This is a genomic window from Aeromonas sp. S2(2024), assembly GCF_041402505.1.
GTDB classification, from domain to species: domain Bacteria; phylum Pseudomonadota; class Gammaproteobacteria; order Enterobacterales; family Aeromonadaceae; genus Aeromonas; species Aeromonas media.
This window is the reverse complement of record NZ_JBGLRL010000024.1, coordinates 1-18,122: the sequence shown is the minus strand read 5'-3', so window position 1 is coordinate 18,122 and position 18,122 is coordinate 1. Positions and strand designations below refer to the sequence as shown.

At 60.0% G+C, this 18,122-nt stretch carries 20 protein-coding genes and 2 pseudogenes; 1 reads left to right on the top strand and 21 read right to left on the bottom strand.

All coding sequences use genetic code 11. The features are described from left to right. The 20 genes and pseudogenes from flhB to ACB039_RS18360 all read right to left on the bottom strand — a co-directional run bounded on the left by flhB (position 1) and on the right by ACB039_RS18360 (position 16,187). On the bottom strand, positions 1 to 1,131 hold the full coding sequence (flhB, locus tag ACB039_RS18455) for a flagellar biosynthesis protein FlhB (RefSeq protein WP_182788211.1): 1,131 nt from the start codon (positions 1,129 to 1,131) through the stop codon (positions 1 to 3). After that, positions 1,124 to 1,315, bottom strand: coding sequence for a hypothetical protein (locus tag ACB039_RS18450; RefSeq protein WP_371166181.1), 192 nt, complete (start codon positions 1,313 to 1,315; stop codon positions 1,124 to 1,126). Before ACB039_RS18450 ends, flhB begins: the two co-directional genes overlap by 8 nt. Further along, on the bottom strand, positions 1,308 to 2,108 hold the full coding sequence (gene fliR / locus ACB039_RS18445; protein ID WP_371166180.1) for a flagellar biosynthetic protein FliR: 801 nt from the start codon (positions 2,106 to 2,108) through the stop codon (positions 1,308 to 1,310). The genes ACB039_RS18450 and fliR overlap by 8 nt, the downstream gene beginning before the upstream one ends. A 70-nt stretch (positions 2,109 to 2,178) precedes the next feature. Beyond that, the gene (gene fliQ, locus ACB039_RS18440) at positions 2,179 to 2,448 is read right to left on the bottom strand and encodes a flagellar biosynthesis protein FliQ (protein ID WP_010673927.1); all 270 of its coding nucleotides are present in this window, start codon (positions 2,446 to 2,448) and stop codon (positions 2,179 to 2,181) included. Between the two features lie 27 nt (positions 2,449 to 2,475). Continuing rightward, a pseudogene (gene fliP, locus ACB039_RS18435) lies at positions 2,476 to 3,351 on the bottom strand (flagellar type III secretion system pore protein FliP). Then, complete coding sequence (gene fliO / locus ACB039_RS18430) at positions 3,338 to 3,712, bottom strand: flagellar biosynthetic protein FliO (RefSeq protein WP_226172002.1); 375 nt, start codon at positions 3,710 to 3,712, stop codon at positions 3,338 to 3,340. Before fliO ends, fliP begins: the two are co-directional and overlap by 14 nt. Further along, entirely contained in the window at positions 3,709 to 4,104 is a 396-nt protein-coding gene (gene fliN, locus ACB039_RS18425) for a flagellar motor switch protein FliN (RefSeq protein WP_042650085.1), read from the bottom strand. Before fliN ends, fliO begins: the two co-directional genes overlap by 4 nt. A gap of 50 nt (positions 4,105 to 4,154) precedes the next feature. Further along, a complete protein-coding gene (gene fliM, locus ACB039_RS18420; protein WP_042650084.1) occupies positions 4,155 to 5,225 on the bottom strand; it encodes a flagellar motor switch protein FliM in 1,071 nt (356 codons plus the stop codon). Between the two features lie 10 nt (positions 5,226 to 5,235). Continuing rightward, positions 5,236 to 5,742, bottom strand: coding sequence for a flagellar basal body-associated protein FliL (gene fliL, locus ACB039_RS18415; protein ID WP_371166179.1), 507 nt, complete (start codon positions 5,740 to 5,742; stop codon positions 5,236 to 5,238). 57 nt (positions 5,743 to 5,799) lie between these two features. Further along, a complete protein-coding gene (locus ACB039_RS18410; RefSeq protein ID WP_371166178.1) occupies positions 5,800 to 7,773 on the bottom strand; it encodes a flagellar hook-length control protein FliK in 1,974 nt (657 codons plus the stop codon). 90 nt (positions 7,774 to 7,863) lie between these two features. Continuing rightward, positions 7,864 to 8,304: a flagellar export protein FliJ gene (gene fliJ / locus ACB039_RS18405; RefSeq protein ID WP_043129023.1), complete on the bottom strand. Its 441-nt coding sequence runs from the start codon at positions 8,302 to 8,304 to the stop codon at positions 7,864 to 7,866. A gap of 16 nt (positions 8,305 to 8,320) precedes the next feature. Continuing rightward, entirely contained in the window at positions 8,321 to 9,652 is a 1,332-nt protein-coding gene (gene fliI, locus ACB039_RS18400; protein WP_042650080.1) for a flagellar protein export ATPase FliI, read from the bottom strand. Positions 9,653 to 9,772: 120 nt separating this feature from the next. Further along, complete coding sequence (fliH, locus tag ACB039_RS18395; RefSeq protein ID WP_042650079.1) at positions 9,773 to 10,576, bottom strand: flagellar assembly protein FliH; 804 nt, start codon at positions 10,574 to 10,576, stop codon at positions 9,773 to 9,775. A 68-nt stretch (positions 10,577 to 10,644) separates the two neighbouring features. After that, complete coding sequence (gene fliG, locus ACB039_RS18390; protein WP_043129018.1) at positions 10,645 to 11,706, bottom strand: flagellar motor switch protein FliG; 1,062 nt, start codon at positions 11,704 to 11,706, stop codon at positions 10,645 to 10,647. Further along, positions 11,699 to 13,405: a flagellar basal-body MS-ring/collar protein FliF gene (gene fliF, locus ACB039_RS18385; RefSeq protein WP_042650077.1), complete on the bottom strand. Its 1,707-nt coding sequence runs from the start codon at positions 13,403 to 13,405 to the stop codon at positions 11,699 to 11,701. Before fliF ends, fliG begins: the two co-directional genes overlap by 8 nt. Before the next feature lie 55 nt (positions 13,406 to 13,460). Further along, positions 13,461 to 13,778, bottom strand: a complete 318-nt coding sequence (gene fliE, locus ACB039_RS18380; protein WP_042650076.1) for a flagellar hook-basal body complex protein FliE — start codon at positions 13,776 to 13,778, stop codon at positions 13,461 to 13,463. A gap of 204 nt (positions 13,779 to 13,982) precedes the next feature. Beyond that, the gene (locus ACB039_RS18375; RefSeq protein WP_042650075.1) at positions 13,983 to 14,759 is read right to left on the bottom strand and encodes a lipoprotein; all 777 of its coding nucleotides are present in this window, start codon (positions 14,757 to 14,759) and stop codon (positions 13,983 to 13,985) included. A gap of 641 nt (positions 14,760 to 15,400) precedes the next feature. Further along, a complete protein-coding gene (locus tag ACB039_RS18370; protein ID WP_042878961.1) occupies positions 15,401 to 15,703 on the bottom strand; it encodes a hypothetical protein in 303 nt (100 codons plus the stop codon). A gap of 42 nt (positions 15,704 to 15,745) precedes the next feature. Next, positions 15,746 to 15,854: pseudogene (locus ACB039_RS18365) on the bottom strand (IS630 family transposase); the annotation flags it as partial. An 81-nt stretch (positions 15,855 to 15,935) separates the two neighbouring features. After that, positions 15,936 to 16,187: a hypothetical protein gene (locus ACB039_RS18360; protein WP_017778755.1), complete on the bottom strand. Its 252-nt coding sequence runs from the start codon at positions 16,185 to 16,187 to the stop codon at positions 15,936 to 15,938. A gap of 110 nt (positions 16,188 to 16,297) precedes the next feature. On the opposite strand from ACB039_RS18360, the gene ACB039_RS18355 reads away from it, so the two are divergent. Beyond that, on the top strand, positions 16,298 to 16,525 hold the full coding sequence (locus ACB039_RS18355) for a helix-turn-helix domain-containing protein (RefSeq protein WP_042019791.1): 228 nt from the start codon (positions 16,298 to 16,300) through the stop codon (positions 16,523 to 16,525). A 674-nt stretch (positions 16,526 to 17,199) separates the two neighbouring features. On the opposite strand, the gene ACB039_RS18350 is transcribed toward ACB039_RS18355, so the two are convergent. Beyond that, on the bottom strand, positions 17,200 to 17,640 hold the full coding sequence (locus ACB039_RS18350; protein ID WP_232105312.1) for an antitoxin Xre/MbcA/ParS toxin-binding domain-containing protein: 441 nt from the start codon (positions 17,638 to 17,640) through the stop codon (positions 17,200 to 17,202). Positions 17,641 to 18,122: the final 482 nt, after the last annotated feature.

Genomic DNA, 18,122 nt, shown 5'->3' with positions numbered 1-18,122 from the left:
CTACTTGCGATATTCCGGCGGAATGGGCAGATCCCTGGCGACCGGAGTCGGACGGCGGCCACGGCCACGGCGGAACTTCTTGAGCTGATAGACGTAGGCCAGCACCTGGGCTACGGCGGCAAACAGCCCCTCGGGGATCTCCTGACCAATCTCGGTGGCGTGGTAGATGGCCCGGGTCAGCGGCGGCGAGGACATCACGGGGATGTCGTATTCCCGCGCTATCTCCCGGATCTTCATCGCCACCTCGTCAACCCCCTTGGCCAGTACCTTGGGGGCGGCTCCGGGCTTGCCCGCGTCGTACTTCAGGGCCACCGAGTAGTGGGTCGGGTTGGTGATGATGACGTCCGCCTTGGGCACATCCCCCATCATCCGGCGCATCGCCATCTGCATCTGCAACTGGCGTATCCGTCCCTTGACCTCGGGCTTGCCCTCGCTGTCCTTGAACTCGTCCTTGATCTCCTGCTTGGTCATCTTGAGCTGGCGATTGTGGTTCCAGGTCTGGAACGGCACGTCTATGGCAACGATGGGGATCAGGGCGCAGCAGAGGATGATCAGCATCCACAGCAGCAGGTCCAGCGCATCGATGATGCCGCCGGGGAAGCCCTCGAGGGAGAGATTGAGCAAATGATTGAACTGGCTCGACAGCATCCACCAGGCGAACAGGCTAATGAACACCACCTTGGCGATGGACTTGACGAGCTCCACTAGGGATTGCACCCCGAACATCCTCTTCAAACCATTCAAAGGGCTCAGCTTGCTCCATTTGGGCAGCATGGCCTCGGAGGAGAAGTTCATCCCCCCCAGCAGGGTGTTGCCCACGAAGGCGGCGATGGTCACCAGCAGGAACAGCAGGCCGAGAGGTTGCAGCAGCTCCCACAGCAGGGTGGGCAGCATGACCCCCATGGCGTTGGGGTCGAAGGCCTGATCCCGGTCCAGGGTAAAGCCCATGGTGAGCACCTTGACCATGGCACCGGCCAGACTCTCCTTGATCATCAGCAAGCCGAACACGGTCGCCAGCAGGACGCTGGCGGTCCCCAGCTCTTTGGAGCGTGCAATCTGCCCTTTTTCCCGGGCCTGTTGCAGTCGTTTGCCCGTGGGTTGTTCTGTGCGTTCCTGATCGGTATCAGCCACGCTGACCTCCGACTGACTGGCCGCTGTCGATCAGCCAGCCAATAGCATGGCTTGGTTGTTCGGTGCCGTTGACCTGATCGGTATCAATGAGATGCAGTCCCCCGACTGACTGGCCGTTGTCGATCAGCCAGCCGATAGCATGGCCTGGTTGTTCGGTGCCGTTGACCCGATCGGTCTCAACCATTTTGCTGCCCCCCTAGGCACTGGACCTGGATAAGCTCGCAGCTGGTCTCCTGCACCCGCTCCCAGAGGGCGTCGAAGTGCCCCATGAAGCCCCCTATGGTGAGCCAGAGGATGAAGAGGCCCGACATCATGCTGACCGCAAAGCCGATGCTGAAGATGTTGAGCTGGGGGGCCGCCCGGGTCATGACCCCGAACGCGAAGTTGATGAGCAGCAAGGCTATGATGGCCGACAGCGCCATCACCAGGGAGGCCTGGTACATGACCCCGAGGAAGCTCACCAAGCTGCGGATGGCGGGCAGGCTGAGCCCGCTGTCCGAGACCGGCAGGGTCTCGAAGCTCAGCACCACCATCCTGATCATCAGGAGGTGCCCATCCACCGCCAGGAACACCAGGGTCGCCAGCATCAGGTAGAACTGGCCCACCACGGGGGCAGACTGGCCGTTCATGGGATCCACCAGGGTGGCGAAGCCCAGACTGGTCTGCATGGCGATGATCTGGCCCGCCATCACGAAGCTTTCCAGCAGAAACTGGGTCATGAGGCCGAGCGCTATGCCGATGAGCAGCTGCTGCCCCAGCACCAGGAAGCTGCCGACGGAGAACAGCTCCACCTTGGGCATGGGGGGCAGCAGGGGGGCGATGATGAAGGTGATGGCGAGCGCCAGTCCCATGCGAACGTTGGCAGGAGCAAGCCGGCTGCCGAACACCGCCATCACCATCAGCAGGCTGCTCACCCGGGCAAGCGGCCAGAGCACGGACGCCAGCCACTCCATGATCACCGCAGTGGTATAGCTCATGCCGCCACTCCGGGAGCCATGGGACGGGTCGTCATCGGCAGCCTGACGGTCGCTAATGCCGACATAGGCATCAGCCGACCACCTCGGGGATCTGGCTCACCATCAGCTGGAAGAAGTCCATCAGGCTCTGCAATCCCCAGTGGGCACCAGCCCCCAGGGCCAGCAGTGTGACGACGAGACGGGGCAAGAAGCTCAGGGTCTGTTCGTTGATGGAAGTGGCGGCCTGAAAGATGGCGACCACCAGCCCCACCATCAGGCTCGGCAGGATCACGGCGCACACCATGATGGTCACCAGCCAGAGCGCTTCACGGAATACGTCGACAAAGGTTTCCGGACTCATCTTATCGGCTCCTTTCCATTGACCGGCTTACCCCGCCCCCAGCCCGAAGCTGGTGGCCAGGGAGCCCAGGATCAGGTTCCAGCCATCCACCATGACGAACAGCATCAGCTTGAACGACAGGGAGACCAGGATTGGAGGACAACCTCATCACCCCGCCCCCAGCCCGAAGCTGGTCGCGAGCGACCCCAGGATCAGGTTCCAGCCATCCACCATGACAAACAGCATCAGCTTGAACGGCAGGGAAACCAGCATGGGCGACAGCATCATCATCCCCATGGCCATCAGTATGCTCGCCACCACCAGATCGATGACCAGGAAGGGCAGAAACAGCATGAAGCCTATCTGGAACGCGGTCTTGAGCTCGCTGGTGACGAAGGCCGGGATCAGCACCCGCAGCGGCACATCCGCTGGCTCGGTCACCTGCACGTTCGCTATCTCCATGAAGGTGTTGAGATCCTTGACCCGGGTCTGGGCCAGCATGAACTGGTGGATGGGCAACTCGGCCTTCTCCAGCGCCTCCTTGGGCCCTATGGTCTCCGCCAGATAGGGCTGCAGCGCCTCCTCGTTGATGCGATCCAGCACCGGCGACATGATGAAGAAGGACATGAAGAGGGCGATGCCGATCAGCACCTGGTTGGACGGGCTCTGCTGCAGGCCTATGGCCTGTCTGAGGATGCCGAGCACCACGATGATCCGGGTGAAGGAGGTCATCATGATGACAATGGCCGGCAGGAAGGAGAGCGCGGTCATCAGCGCCAGCACCTGCAGGGTCAGGCTGTACTCCTGACTGCCATCCGCCATGGTCTTGACGGTCAGCGCCGACATGCCGTCCTGAGCCATCGCCAGGGGCGACAGCAGCACGGCCAGCAGGCTCAGGCACCCGATCCAGTTAACTTTTTTCATGCTTGCCCATCAATTTGCCGAGCTGCTGGGAGAACGCCTGGGGTTGACGCTCGTCCAGGGGCTCTTCCAGGCGATAGAGGAAGTTGACCTGCTGCGGCGTCACCCCGATGAGCAGCTGTTGATCGCCCACCTTGACCACCATCAGCTTCTCCTTGTACCCAAGCGGCAGGGTGGCGATGACCTTCATCTGGCCCCCCCCCATCACCTGCGTGAGCTTGCTCTTCTTGAGCAGGAAACCCAGCACCAGGATGAGGCCGATCACCATCAGGCTGGAGAGCAGCCAGGAGGTGATGCTGGGGGGATTGGCCCCCTCTGCCAGCGCCGGGGCGGCGAACAGTATCAGAGCGAGAGCACGGATCATTTGAGTTTCTTAATGCGCTCTATCTGGCTGATGACGTCGGTCAGGCGAATCCCGAACTTGTCATTGACCACCACCACCTCGCCGTGGGCGATCAGGGTGCCGTTGACCAGCACGTCCAGGGGTTCGCCCGCCACCCGATCCAGCTCCACGACAGAACCCTGGTTCAGTTGCAGCAGGTTGCGGATGCTGATCTGGCTGCGTCCCACTTCCATGGCGATGGTCACCGGAATATCCAGAATGGTGTCCAGCTTGCGCCGCTCCTCGGCGCTGATGGGAGCGTCGTCTCTCAGCTCCTCCAGGGGGGCGGGCTTGGCCTCGGCCGTCACCTGCTCTTCCAGCGCGGCAGCCCAGGCGTCAGCCATCAGATCCTGCTCGTCATCGGTTCCGCTCATCTTCACTTCCTCATGCTGCTTCTTGACCCAGGTCGCAGGCGACGGGTCTATTAGGGCTGTTTATCGGCGATGCTGCGTTCGAGCTCTTCCAGCTCGGCCTCGCCATCGATGCGCACGCCCCCCCGGGTCACCAGATGCATCTCTGTCTTGACTCCGTCAGGGCGCTTGATTTTATCCACTATCTTGAGCGCCACGTTCTCCTTGGTACGCCCCATCTTGGCGTGGAAGGTGGGCAGGTCCTCCACGAAGACCAGCAGGTTCTCCGGCATCTCCACCGGGATGATGTCGCCCGGTTGCAGCTCCATCAGCTCGCGCAGGGTCAGCTCCGTCTCCAGCAGCTTGGCCTTGAGCTCCACCTTGACGTCCATGATCTCGTCGCGCAGGGCCTTGCTCCAGCGCACGTCGGTGTCCCCCTTGTCGCTCTGCACCCCGGCATCCAGCAGCTCGCGGATGGGCTCCAGCATGGAGTAGGGCATGGCCACGTGGAAGTCGCCGCCGCCGCCATCCAGCTCGATGTGGAAGGAGCTCACCACTATCACCTCGGTGGGACTGACGATGTTCGCCATGGCCGGGTTCACCTCCGAGTCGAGGTATTCGAAGCCCACATCCATCACCGGCGCCCAGGCATCCTTGTAGTCCTCGAACACCAGCTTGAGCAACATCTGGATGATGCGCCGCTCGGTGGGGGTAAACTCGCGCCCTTCGATCTTGGCGTGGTAGCGGCCGTCACCGCCGAAGAAGTTCTCCACCAGGATGAAGACGAGGCGCGCCTCCATGGTGATGAGCGCCGTCCCCTTGAGTGGGCGGAAGCGCACCATGTTCAGGCTGGTCGGCACGAACAGGGTGTGCACGTACTCGCCGAACTTGAGCATCTGCACGCCGTTGATGGAGACCTCGGCAGTGCGCCGCATCATGTTGAACAGGCTGATGCGCATGTGACGGGCGAATCGCTCGTTCACCAGCTCCAGGGTCGGCATGCGGCCACGGACGATGCGGTCCTGGGAGGAGAAGTCAAACTGGGCGATACCGGGATCCCCGGCCGCCCCTAGTTCTTCCTCTTCGACATCATCGACACCGTGCAGCAGGGCATCAATTTCGTCCTGACTTAACAGATCGCTCACGCTTCACCTTTCATTGCATGACAAAGCCGGTAAACAGCACTTGTTCGATTACGGGGGAAGAGACCAGATCCTTCAGGACCCGGCGACACTCTTCAAATGAATCCTGACGCAGCTTCTCCTTGCCCTCGAAGGTCATCAGCTGCTCGGCAGTGGCCGCGCTGAAGACCCGCAGCAGGGTCCCTTCGATCAGGGGGATATTCTGTTTGGCCAGGGTCTCGTCAGCGGCCCCGCGCACCATCAGCTGGATCTTGATCTGCACCAGCCGATCCCGTTGCCCGCCCGCCACGTTGAACACGAAGGGGCGCGGCATTCCCACATAGAGGGAGGGCTGGGGCGCACTGGCTTCGGGCTTGGCCTCGGCCGTGTCGGCCGCCGGCTCGTCCGACCCGGCAAACATGAACCAGGCACCGGCCCCGCCACCACCCAGGAGGATGACGACCAGGGCGACTATCATGATCAACTTCTTTTTCTTGGCCGCCGCCGGGTCCTTCAGCGTCAGTTCGTTATCGTCTGCCATCCCTTGTCCACCCTAGTCTCAAACTTGTTCGGTATCATAAACTTACTCGGGCAGGCATCAAGCATAGAAATCAATTCCGGCATCGTTTGTCGATTCCACCAGCAGACTCAGGGTACGGGTCGCATTTTCCCCCTCCCCCTGGCCGTTGCCGCCAAAGGATCCGCTCCCCTGCTGACCCCGTTGCTCCTGACCATTGAAGGTCGACTGACCCTGGGATTGTTGCTGTGATGGCTGCCCCTGGTGCTGCGCCTGTTGTTGTACCTGAGTCTGGCCAAGCTGTATCCCCTGCCCCGCCAGCATGTCTCTGAGCCTCGGCATGGCCTGCTCCAGCATCTCCCGGGTCTGGCCATGCTGCACCACGAAGTGGACATTGGCCTGGCTATCCGCCCCCATCTGGATCTGGATCTTCATCTTGCCAAGGCCCAGGGGGTCTAGCTGGATCTCTGCCTGCTGCAATTTGTCAGCCAGCATCAGGTTTACCTTCTGGTGCAACTGGGCCGGTGCCTCCGGGGTGGCCAGCTTGAGGTGCGGCAGGCTCTGGGGTTCCCGCCGCGCGCTCACCTCGGCCGCCGGCTTGCCATCGCTGGTCTGGGTCTGCTGCAGCGGCTGGCTTCCCTCGCTCGGCTCGGTACCCCCGACTTCCATCCCGAGCTGCTTGCCCAGCTCATCCAGCTTGGATTTCTGCGCCGCTGGCTTGAGTTCCACTGCGGCTCCGACTGCCACCGCGGGTTCGCCCTCCATCTGCTGGATACCGGCCGACAGGGCCGTCAGCGAGGCTTGCGGCCCCTGGGATTCGTGACGCGCCAGCGTCTGCTGGGGCGCCGTCAGCACGGGTTCCGGGTCCGCAGCCCTGGCCAGGGGAGCGGCACTGTGGGCCGCGCCAGCGCTCGCATCGGGTTTGCTCACCCCCGTCGTCTGCGCTGGGCTGGACTCTCGTTCCGGCCGTTCCGGCGCAGCCATGCGAGGTTTGCTGCCATCCTCAGTCGCGGCATCCGTGCTGGCCTCAACGCCATCAGTCACGCCAGCGTCCATCCTGACCAGCCCTTCACCAAAGGCCTTGGTCGCACCGGCCTGCACGGCATGAGGCGTTTGTGCGCCAACACCATTGACCGCGGCTTCCGAGGCCATCTGTTTCTGGGGCTCACCTGTCACCTGGGCCGCTGCGATCCGTGGCTCGGTGGCTTGTGAGGTCGCGACCACCTTGGCCAGCAGGGCGGCGCGCTCTTCGCCAGACAAGGGGAGCACCGTCGGTTTCGATGATGCAAGCTCGGGATCGACCGGCGTGCCTGCATCCACGGCTGCGTCTTCCAGCTGGCTTATCGGCAGGGTGTTGGCGGAGGCAGCGTCTTCCAGCCGGCTTATCGGCAGGGTATTGGCGGAGGCAGCGTCTTCCGGCCGGCTTATCGGCAGGGTATTGGCGGTGGCGGCGATGGCCTGAGCCCCCTTGCCGGGTTCATTCGTACTGTTTTCCTTGTCCGCAAGAGCGGACACCTGGGTGCTATTCCCCTCGCCCGCTTGTTGCAACAGCGCCTGCTGTGTGGCGATCTCTCGCCCTGCAGCGCCCGGTGTCGGGGCAGGCTTGCCGCCGTCGGTCAACGACGGCGACTCGGGCGGCAAGTCATTGCCGTCGGTGGCCACGGGCAGTGCCTGCGTCATTGGAGCGACGGCAGGCAGAGTCAGGCTGGTGTCCTGGCGCAGGGAGGCCTGCAGCTGCTGCAGAAAATCGTCGGGGGGAAGATCTGTCTCGCTGGCCTTTGCCTTGTCGGCTTTGTGCTGCGTGCTCGAGGTAGCCTCTTCGGCCACCGCCAAAGATTTGGCATCCAGGGCGAGTGCGGTGAGCGCGTCGTCGCTCACGGGAGTGGCGACGGCGCCCTTGTCGACCAGCTGCGCCAGGGCCATGGCATCGGCAAAGGCAGCCTTGCTGTCCCCCTGCAGCGGCTCGGCCCCTTCCTGGGTGAGGCCCGGGAGGGTGATGCCACTGTCGGCAGGGGTGGCCTGAGTCGCGGCCTTGATCAACTGGGTCTGTATCATGCTGGGATCCCTGACGACAATCCGGTGTGGTGGCCGCACGGCCAGCAGGCAGGTGCGGCGTCTTAGCCTGTGTTGGCAATAGAAAGCAAGTTACAGGCCAGAATGGTGATAGCGTCGCAGGATGGCGTAATCGTCCAGCATCTTCTGTTCCTGACGCTGGGCCTTCAGCTGAGCTCGCCCCGCCTGCTTCTCGAGCAGCAGCTCGACCGCCTTGCGCCGCTGCTGGGCTTCGAGCCACTGGGTACGGCACTGGGCCAGCGCCTCGCGCACCTGCAACACCCCCTGGTACTGCTGGGTCGCCGCATTTTCCAGCTTGTTGATGAAGGCGTGATACTGGCTGTTCTGCTGGGGCGTGATCCCCTGCAGCCCGCGATCAGTCCACTGCTGATGGTAGATCTGGCGGTACTGGTTGAGGGCGTTCTGCTGATCCATGAACAGCTTGAGATCCTGCTGGGCCTTGGCCAACGCCAGGGCGGCCTGCTGTTCGGCCTCCAGCAGTCGGCCTGCCAGCAACGTCAATCCTTTACTCATCGGGGCTCTCCACCGGTCAACGCATCAGTGGCATGGCCACCAGTTGCAGGGATTGCAGGCCTTCATCGTAGTGAATGACCTCGCGCATCTTCTGCTGCAAGAACTGATCCAGGTAGGGTTTCTGGATGATGGCCCGATCGATGCGCGGATCCGATCCCTGGCTGTAGGCGCCTATGGTGATGAGATCCCGGTTCTGCTGATAGAGGGAGTAGAACTGCTTGAAGGTGCGCGCCAGCTCCATGTGCTCAGGTGAGGTCACCATGGGCATGACCCGGCTGATGGATTTTTCGATGTCAATGGCGGGGTAGTGGCCCGCATCCGCCAGCTCCCGCGCCAGCACGATGTGGCCATCGAGGATGGCCCGCGCCGCGTCGGCGATGGGATCCTGCAGATCGTCCCCCTCCGTCAGCACGGTGAAAAAGGCCGTGATGGAGCCCTGGCCATCGCTGCCGTTGCCGGCCCGCTCCACCAGCGCCGGCAATTTGGCAAACACCGAGGGCGGATAGCCTTTGGTGGCCGGCGGCTCCCCCACCGCCAGGGCGATCTCGCGCTGGGCCTGGGCGTAGCGGGTGAGGGAGTCCATCAGCAGCAGCACGTTGAGCCCCTGCTCGCGGAAATACTCGGCGATGGCGAGCGCGGTCTCGCACCCCTTGAGTCGCATCAGCGGCGAGGCATCGGCCGGCGCCGCCACCACCACGGCGCGCTCGCGCCCCTCGGCGCCGAGGATCTCCTCGATAAACTCCTTCACCTCCCGGCCACGCTCGCCGATGAGGCCCACCACCACCACGTCCGCCACCGAGCCGCGGGTCATCATGCCGAGCAGCACCGATTTACCGACGCCGGAACCGGCGAACAGCCCCATGCGCTGGCCACGCCCCACGGTGAGCACGGCGTTGATGGCCCGCACCCCCACGTCCATGGGTTGATGGATGGGACGACGGGCCAGCGGGTTGATGCGATGCTGGGCGAACTGCACCGTCTGGGACGAGATGATGGGGCCGAGTCCGTCCAGGGGCTGGCCGATGCCGTCGATGACCCGGCCAAGCAGGTTCATGCCCACCGGAATGCCGTGATCCTCGGTGACGGGCACCACGCGGGCGCCGGGAATGACCCCCTTGAGCTGCTCGCTCGGCATCAAGAACAGGCGATCGCCGGAGAAGCCCACCACTTCGGCCTCCAGCACGCCATCCTGGGTGTCGATACGGCACAGAGCCCCGATGGCGGCGCGGCAGCCGATGGCCTCCAGGGTCAGCCCGACCACCCGGGTGAGCTTGCCCGCCACCGGCGGTATGGGCGCAAGATCGCGGACCCGGTAGCCTTGCAGTCGGCCGAGCAGGGATGTTGTCATCGCGCCTCCAGAGATAAAAGGGAAAGAGGCCGAGCCCCGGAGTCAGCCGGCATGGTCGCGCCGTCGACAGACGGTACGCAGCAGCGGCACGCACTCCCTATGCCAAACCGGGGAAGAGAGTTAGTCGGCATTGTCACGAAGGAAATTGCGCAGTAACTGATCGATGCGTCCCGCCAGGGTCAGATCGATGCTGGAGAGTTCGGTGGCCAGCTGCAGATCACCCGGGGAGAGGGTGGGGTCGCTCTGCAGCCGCCAGTGACGCTTGGCACACTCCTCGGCGCCGAAGGCCTGCTCGACCCGGGCCACATCGTCCGGGTGCAGCATCAGGGTAACCCCCTGCTCGGCGGCGGGCAGCAGGGCAAGGCCCTGCTTGAGGGCCTCGAGCAACAATTTTGGGGAGGTCTCGGCCTCGTGGCGAATGAGGGCGCGGGCCAGCTGCTGCACCAGGCTGATGAGCTGCTGCTCAACCGCCGCGTCCAGCTCGCTCAGGGGCGTGGCGAGGCGGGCGGCGAGCGCTTGCCAGTGGGCAATCTCTTGCTCCACCTGGTCGCGGCCCATGGCGAGCCCCTCTTCACGGCCCTGCTCCAGACCCGCCTGATGGCCCTGCTGCAAGCCCTCCAGCTTGCCCTCTTCGAGCCCCTTGGCAAAGCCGGCGGCTCGCCCCTCGGCCAGCCCCTCTTCCCAGGCGGCCTGACGGATCGCCTCCACCTCTTCGGCGGTGATGCTGGGGGTGGGCTCCTCCGGTGGATCTTCTGGCGGCATCTCGTCCGCCTGCTCCTGGCGATACCAGTCAGGGCCGAGCCCCAGGGCATTGCTCTGGATCTCGGATTCGACCTCCATCTCGGGCCAGCCCCAGGCTTCCACCCGGGTCTCGTCCGCTTCGGGTCTGACATAACCCCGCAGCTTGTTGTTCTTGTTATTCATCTGCGAAAGACACTCCTGGCATGCCGGACGAAAGGACCGATATCATCGCACATTCCATTGCCCATGGCTTAGAGGAACTCTTCGCCACCGCCCGCCCCCAGCATGATCTCGCCCGCGTCCGCCAGACGGCGCGCCGTGGAGAGGATCTCCTTCTGGGCGGCCTCCACCTCGGAGACCCGGATCGGCCCCATGGCCTCCAGATCGTCCGCCAGCATCTCGGCGGCCCGCTTGGACATGTTCTTGAACACCTTCTCGCGCATCTGGTCATCCGAGCCCTTGAGGGCCCGTTGCAGCAGATCCCCCGGCACTTCCCGCAGCAGAGTCTGGATGCCCCGATCGTCCACGTCGATGAGGTTCTCGAACACGAACATCAAGTCCTGGATCTGCTGGCTCATCTCCTCGTCCGACTCGCGGATGGAGTCCATCAGCTGGCCTTCGATGTTGGTGTCCAGGTAGTTCATGATGTTGGCGGCAGCCTTGAGGCCACCCATCTTGGCCGCCTGGGCCCCGGCCGCACCGGCGAACTGCTTCTCCATGATGTCGTTGAGCTCTTGCAGCGCCGCCGGTTGCACCTCTTCGAGGTTGGCGATGCGCATCACCAGATCCAGGCGCACCTGCTCCGGGAACTGGCTCAGGATCTCGGCGGACTGCTCCGGCTCCAGATAGGAGAGGACGATGGTCTGGATCTGCGGGTGTTCATTCTGGATGATGCTGGCCACCTGGCGGGCATCCATCCACTTGAGGGAGTCGAGGCCGCGGGCACCGGATCCCAGGATGATCTGATCCACCAGGTTGCTGGCCTTGTCCTCCCCGAGCGCCGCCACCAGGGCCTTGCGCACGAAGTCTTCACTGCCGATGCCGATGTTGGTGTATTTCTGGATGTCGTCGATAAATTGACGATGCACCGCCGCCACCCGGTCGTGACTGAAATCCGACATGGAGGCCATGGACATGCCGAGCCGCTGCACCTGCTTGGGCTCGAGATGACGGAAGATCTGGGCGGCATCCTCCTCATTGAGGCTCAGCATCAGCACCGCCGCCATCTCCATCCCGCTCATCTGGTCCAGGATTTGGCGCTGGTTATCGGTAATCTCGTTACCGGTGACTTGGTTTTTCTTCTCTTCAGGCATCTCGGTTCGTTACCCATTCTTTGATGACCTGAGCAGCCAGGTCTGGTTCATTCGCTACCAAGGCACGCACGGCCTTGAGCAGGTCCTCGTCACGGTGCAGATCGGGCAGCTTGAGCTGGCCATCCCGCAGACCGAACACCGGCTCGGCCTCGGCCTGGGCTGCCAGCAGGCTCAGTTCGTCATCCCCACCCAGCACGGTGTGGTTGTCGAAGTCCAGCTCCCCTTCCGGCTTGGCATCCGGGTAGAGCAGACGCTTGAGCATGGGCCGCACCACGGTGACGATGAGCACTATGATGACCAGCACCGAGGCGGCGATGCGCACCGCACGCCAGAACCAGGGCTGTTCGTAGATGGGCATGTCGGCCACGGCTTCCAGCTCGGGGCGGTTGAACGGAATGGCAACCACCTCCAGGGTATCCCCCCGGGTCACGTCAAAGCCGAGGCCGCCGCTGAGCAGGCGACGCAGGGTATCGAGTTCGGCCTGGCTGCGGGGCTCGCGGGTGACGGCCCCCTCGGCACCGGGAGTGGCCTTGTAATCCACCGCCACCGACACCGTCATGCGGCGGATGCCGCCCTGCTGACGCCGGATGTGGCTGACCGTGGTGTCCAGTTCGAAGTTGCGGGTCGCCTCCTTGCGGGAGCGGCCGGAAGAGCCGGTTCCCCCTTCCCCGCCAGCGGCCTGTTCGGGAATGTTCGACGCGGCGGGGGGCTGGTTGGTGAGCGCACCGGGTACGCCGCCATTGCTGCCATTGGCGCTGTTCTCTTCCACCGTCATCTCGGAACGCACGGCGGGCAAGTCCGGATTGTAGGTCTTGCGGGTCTGCTCCTGCTGGGAGAAGTCGAGGGAGAGATCCACTTCCGCCGTGTAGTTGTCGGCCCCGAGCACCGGGATCAGGATGGCGTCAATTTTTTGTTTGTATTCCAGCTCCTGCTTCTGCTGCATCGCAAACTCCTTGCGAGTCTGGGCAGAGAGCGGATCCTGGGAGCCGGAGTTGAGCAGGCGACCGTTCTGATCGGTCACGGTGACGCGGGTCGGCTCCAGGCCGTGCACGGCGGAGGCGACCATGTCGACGATGGAGTCCACCTCCCCCTGGCCCAGCGCCGCCCCTTTCAGGCTCAGCACCACGGTGGCGCTCGGCTTGCGTTCGTTGCGGGCGAACACGTTGTCTTTCGGGATGGCCAGCAGCACCTGGGCCTTGGCGACGTTCTGGAACTGCTCGATGGCGCTCGCCAGCTGGCGCTCGCGGCTCAGTTTCAGCCGCTCGCTCTCCATGCGCTGGCTGACGCCGAAGCTGGAGTCCTTGAGCAGGATGGCTTCCCCATCGTTGCTGGCCTCGCTGCTGCTGGCGAGGCCGGCGCGGGTCAGGCGCAGCCGGATGTCTGCATAATTCTCGGCGCTGACCAGCACGCTCTTGCCGTCCACCTGATAGGGGATCTTCTGCTGATCCAGATAGTCGAGGGTGGAGACCAGCTCCTGGGTGCTGAAGGTGCCGAGGGGACGCATCTCCGGCTCCTTGCCCCACAGCAGGATGAAGACGGCGATGGCCAGACAGATGGTCAGCCCCAGGATCAAGGTGATCTGCCGCAACACATCGGTGTTGGACAAGAAGCCCAGCGCCGAGCTCTTCTGCTCCTGCTCATCGAGAGCGGCCGCCCCCTCGTTGTTCATCAGCAGATCGCCGTTTGGATCGTTAGCCACGATTTATGTCCTTATTGCTGACATGTTTATGATGCTCGGTCGCCATGGGCCTGAGTTATACCGGCATGTTCATGATGGTCTTGTAGGCATCGACCATCTTGTTGCGCACCTGCACCGTCGCCTCGAAGGCGATGGAGGATTTCTGCCCGGCGATCATCACTTCGGAGAGATCCACCGACTTATCCCCCAGGTCGAACCGGGTGCGCAGATCGTTGGCGCTGCCCTGCAGCTCGTTGACGTTGTCGAGGGCCTGCTGCAGCATCTGGCCAAAATCCGAGTTGACCTGACGACCGGGCTGGGTCAGCGGCGTGGCACCGGCTTCGACCCTGAGAGCCTGCATCTCTTGCATCAGGCTGCTTGCGCTTATTTCCATCTTCTCTTCCCAGACAAATCGTTGACACTGGCAAGCCTTAAGCAATTAGAGTGCCAATGCATAAGGATCCTGTACCCCACCTGTGCAACGGGCCATCATGCCGGCAGCAGGGATCCCGGGAAGATGCCCGCCTGCTGGCCGCGCGGCGAGCAGGCGGGCACATGAAAAAGGCCCGCATCGCGGGCCAGGCTCAGATTCCGATCTCTATTGCGTCAGATCCTCGTCGATCCAGTATTTGGATCCCGTGATGCTGACGCCGTACAGCAACCCCTTCTCGCCAAGCTGGTAGATGGCCATGCCGCCGTTGTAACCCGAGTCGAGCGACGCGCTCTCCTTGCCGGCGACCACGCCCGCCTCCGAGGTCGCCTCCCAACCCTTGTTCACGAAGTTGTCAAAGGTCTGTTTGGTCTCGAACAACATCACCTGCTGATAGAACTTGCCGCCGAAGCCAGCCGCCATGCCGGCGCCAAACATCTTCATATAGGTATGTTTGCCATTCGAGCGGTTCACCGCCACCCCGGATCCCTGATTGGTGTGGATCATCAGGGAGAACTTGCGCGAGTCGAACACCGCATAACCATAGGCCTTGTCAAACAGCAGCTTGGCGGAGGGTTGCTCGTTGAACAGCCGCACCAGTGCGGTATCGGCCATGGTATCGAGGGCGGTGCGGGCCTCTGTCGGGGTCTTGGGTTCCAGCATGGTATCGAGCTTCTTGTCGGCGGCCGTCAGCCACTCCTTGCCGGTGGCTGCGCTCTCTTCCGTCCAGGCACCCGCCTTGTTGTAGGCATCGGCCCCCCAGGTGGAGACAGACTCCCAGGTCGCCTTCGAAAAATCGGTGATCCCCTGCCACGCCTCCTTGCCGGTGTCGCTCACCGCAGTGCCAAGCTCGGAGGCCGCTTCCTTCAATTTCGCCCAGTCGGCATGGCTGGGGCTAGATGCAAGTGCCAGGACGGCGGCAATCAACCAGGATCGGCTCTTCATTGTGTGCTCCTTAAATATCGCGTCAGCGGACATGTCACCCTATCAGATTTAAGCCAATTCCAAGAAGTCCCGAATGCCTCTCCATTCCGCTCCAGTCAGCAAACACAGACTTCCCATCTCTCCAGTATGGTGTCGCAGCCCTCATCCGGTCTGAGGGAACTGCGGTCCCCGGACGGTCACGACCACCACCATCATGCACGGCTCTCCTTATCTGCCGATAGCCGACGGGCCCGACCGTAAATATTGTTCGGCCTGACAACCTCGGTTGTATAGTTTTTGGTTAGCCATTCCGGTAAAATCCGCGCCCTTGAATAAGAGCCACCTAAGAGTGATTGAGCGATGTCCAACACAAAACAGGCCCCCAAAGTAGGATTCGTCTCCTTGGGTTGACCTAAGATCGCAAGACCAATCCACATCTAATACAGTCAGGCTTGTGCTAGCGGTATCCCATCACTTAGCGCCGGTTATAATCCAAAACAAGCTGAGGCTGGGTTAGCATTACTTTACGAGGTCCAGCGACAAATGCATCCACCGCTGCGACAAACCACGATGAGCGAAGAGCGGCGGTCTTCCGTTGGAAGACATCAAAGTTGAAGCAACTTGGCTCAAACACAACCTACAAAGATCAATATCGAATCTGTTCAGATAAGTTCAAGGTGCCGGTTAATCAATCCAAAATCAGCAACTGGTTCATACCCTTTCTCTGAAAACATCAGTGCACCTCGCCGCTGCTCTTTCAGATTTGCTATGGCCTGAAAAAAGCAACTCTCGCACAGGTGAACCTCGTAACTTTCGCCATCGTGCTGAGTTCCATAACCCCAGTGGGCACTCAATGTGCCAAACTCGATATTGCTAACAGCCCCCTCCGTTTGGCAACTCTCTTCACAAACATCACAGCGAATATCGCTGATTACCTCGACCTCTTTTTTGGTCATGATTTTCATATCCTGTTACTCCATTCATGCAGCATCTGCGAATCAACTGCATCGAGTCCGCAGGTTGACCACTCCTCTGCATTGATGATTGCGTGTGATGGTCTCTCTAACTTTGCTACTGCCGCTCTATGTGATTCACCCAAGGGCTGTAGACTGACTGTGGAATACCAAGCATTACTAATGACCACCCCTCCGAGATGAAGATCCGTATGAATTCCGACATCCCATGCCAGAGACTTGTTCAGACCTTCCTTAGCTCCTGAAGCTCCTGAGGTATCGGCCATTGCTCCTTAAAATCCATAAATTCGGCAACAAACGAAGCCATAACACCCTTAACAAATTCATCATATGTGGATTGATTAATAGTGACATGTAAGAATGACTCCACTCTCAGAGAATCTCCTACTGCGGCTAAGAAATCCGCGTTTTGAAAAATTAGTGTCACGGTGCTACTTTTTTGATTCTGACTCAAAACGATCTGTTGATTGGACATTTTCCACCCTCAAATGATGCTTATATGCAGTGTCATTATAGGCGTGTACTCATAGCCGTGTACAGTGTGCCGTATAATGTAGACCATATCTCCTCTTGTGAGGAGATAACATGGATTCTGACGAGTTTGATCTTGCGGTGCTCGCAACTGCATTCGGTAAAAATGTACGGGAACTGCGGTCTGCACGCGGTATGCAACAGGAAAAACTTGCGCTAATTGCTGGTATAGATCGTGGTCACATGGGAAAAATCGAACGTGGGGAGACTAGGGTAACCTTGGAAAAAGTTTATCTGATCGCCAAAGCTCTTGGGGTCTCGCCTGCATCATTGCTGCCATAACCATAGCTGTTACTCTAACCAAATATTGCACGTTCCAGCATGGGGGGATTTTCTCGCTTGTCTAGGAGCCATAGCACAACGCATCCATCGACTTGAAGGTCAGATGGAGTCCGACGGGATCTGATTGTTCTGGGATTCAACGGGTGCAAGAAAACGATCTGGTTGTGACAACCTGCGACAGGCGCAGCAGAGAAGAGTTTGCATTGGTAAAACAATCATACTCTGCAAAAGCACGTTTTTTATTTCCGCCCAACATGGGCGAATATAGCCATATTTTATTGATACTATGTTTTCTATTTTCTATTTTCTATTTTCTATTTTCTATTTTCTATTTTCTATTTTCTATTTTCTATTTTCTGTCAGATCATAGAAAAACCATTACCAAGTGATGGTGCATTGATTTTCAAGCTAACTTAATGAATTTTAATTCATCAACACCAACTCACCGATTGAATAAAAATAAGGTGTGGGTTTGTAAAACTGGTCTCTCTTCGCTGCGCAGCAGCGGAATGTTGAAATGGAAAAAATTTATTTATAGCTCTCATAATTAGTAAATGGACAGTTTTCCAATTTTTTCAAGTGGGGGGATGTGAAAAAATCTTCAAAATCAATCTGGCTGATCAAATTTCAATCTATTATGCTAGTTTTAGCATATAGGCCAGCCGACTTATTACTTATTGACAAACCCCATGCTCAATCCGCCCTACAAGCTCGACAACAGCCTGGACTCCCATCTGTGTAGTCAACAACGTGGCTGGAGCCGCGCCACCGAGCCCCCAGGCTGTGCGGTTTAACCATGACACAGCCTTGATGGCATCGTTCCTGTGGAAGAGGAGTACCACATCGAGGGCCTGTGCAACTCCGTATACCCTAGCACCCTGCGATATTGATAGGGGAACCTCAATCCGAAGCTTTCGGGCCAGTGCACTCCGGCTAATACCAGCCCATTGGCAAACCGTCCCCACATCCGTCTTCATCAATTCAGCGAGCCGATAGAGTATGTCCGGTGATACGCCAGCCACGATCCATAGATGTGCTCCTAGTGGGTCACGAGGAATACCAAGAGCTTCTAGGAGAAAGTTCGCAGTAGCTGCTTGATAGGTTGCATAGGGCATCATGTAGCATTCCTCATTATACAAACACGACCTCTCATGAGCTATCCTACCCCAAACTGTCGTTTTCAGTAGAAGATTAGCAACAAAATGCCCCTGCATTGAGGAGAGCTGATGACCGAGTTGGTCTGTACTGAATCAGGTTTAGGCATTGAACTTGGATAGGGAGATAATAAGAATAATATGCTTCCATACTCTAGTTTGTGTGGAGAGAAATATTTCTTATCATCGACTCATTCTGTGAGCCAATGATATTGTCCTATCGGCTCATTTCGTGAGCCGAACAAGATCCTTCATCGGCTCATCTGGTGAGGTGGTCTCAACGCTCACTACCACTTGGATTTAATTTTTAGCTACATAGTTTCATAGCAGATCCTGATTACCCATGATTAGCAGTCAGTTACCACGAACTATACTGATCTTACGTACAGTTATCGAGGTGCGAGATCATGGCCAAAAGCAAAATCCAATTCCAGAAAGGCTAC

What these genes read in the sequence shown, in the direction of transcription:
- ACB039_RS18370 (WP_042878961.1), bottom strand. Translation starts at nt 15,703, where the DNA reads ATGAAAATCATGACCAAAAAAGAGGTCGAGGTAATCAGCGATATTCGC.
- fliR (WP_371166180.1), bottom strand. Translation starts at nt 2,108, where the DNA reads ATGAGCTATACCACTGCGGTGATCATGGAGTGGCTGGCGTCCGTGCTC.
- fliH (WP_042650079.1), bottom strand. Translation starts at nt 10,576, where the DNA reads ATGAATAACAAGAACAACAAGCTGCGGGGTTATGTCAGACCCGAAGCG.
- fliN (WP_042650085.1), bottom strand. Translation starts at nt 4,104, where the DNA reads ATGAGCGGAACCGATGACGAGCAGGATCTGATGGCTGACGCCTGGGCT.
- fliG (WP_043129018.1), bottom strand. Translation starts at nt 11,706, where the DNA reads ATGCCTGAAGAGAAGAAAAACCAAGTCACCGGTAACGAGATTACCGAT.
- ACB039_RS18360 (WP_017778755.1), bottom strand. Translation starts at nt 16,187, where the DNA reads ATGTCCAATCAACAGATCGTTTTGAGTCAGAATCAAAAAAGTAGCACC.
- ACB039_RS18355 (WP_042019791.1), top strand. Translation starts at nt 16,298, where the DNA reads ATGGATTCTGACGAGTTTGATCTTGCGGTGCTCGCAACTGCATTCGGT.
- ACB039_RS18350 (WP_232105312.1), bottom strand. Translation starts at nt 17,640, where the DNA reads ATGCCCTATGCAACCTATCAAGCAGCTACTGCGAACTTTCTCCTAGAA.
- fliO (WP_226172002.1), bottom strand. Translation starts at nt 3,712, where the DNA reads ATGATCCGTGCTCTCGCTCTGATACTGTTCGCCGCCCCGGCGCTGGCA.
- fliQ (WP_010673927.1), bottom strand. Translation starts at nt 2,448, where the DNA reads ATGAGTCCGGAAACCTTTGTCGACGTATTCCGTGAAGCGCTCTGGCTG.
- fliJ (WP_043129023.1), bottom strand. Translation starts at nt 8,304, where the DNA reads ATGAGTAAAGGATTGACGTTGCTGGCAGGCCGACTGCTGGAGGCCGAA.
- ACB039_RS18450 (WP_371166181.1), bottom strand. Translation starts at nt 1,315, where the DNA reads ATGGTTGAGACCGATCGGGTCAACGGCACCGAACAACCAGGCCATGCT.
- fliE (WP_042650076.1), bottom strand. Translation starts at nt 13,778, where the DNA reads ATGGAAATAAGCGCAAGCAGCCTGATGCAAGAGATGCAGGCTCTCAGG.
- fliL (WP_371166179.1), bottom strand. Translation starts at nt 5,742, where the DNA reads ATGGCAGACGATAACGAACTGACGCTGAAGGACCCGGCGGCGGCCAAG.
- ACB039_RS18375 (WP_042650075.1), bottom strand. Translation starts at nt 14,759, where the DNA reads ATGAAGAGCCGATCCTGGTTGATTGCCGCCGTCCTGGCACTTGCATCT.
- fliI (WP_042650080.1), bottom strand. Translation starts at nt 9,652, where the DNA reads ATGACAACATCCCTGCTCGGCCGACTGCAAGGCTACCGGGTCCGCGAT.
- ACB039_RS18410 (WP_371166178.1), bottom strand. Translation starts at nt 7,773, where the DNA reads ATGATACAGACCCAGTTGATCAAGGCCGCGACTCAGGCCACCCCTGCC.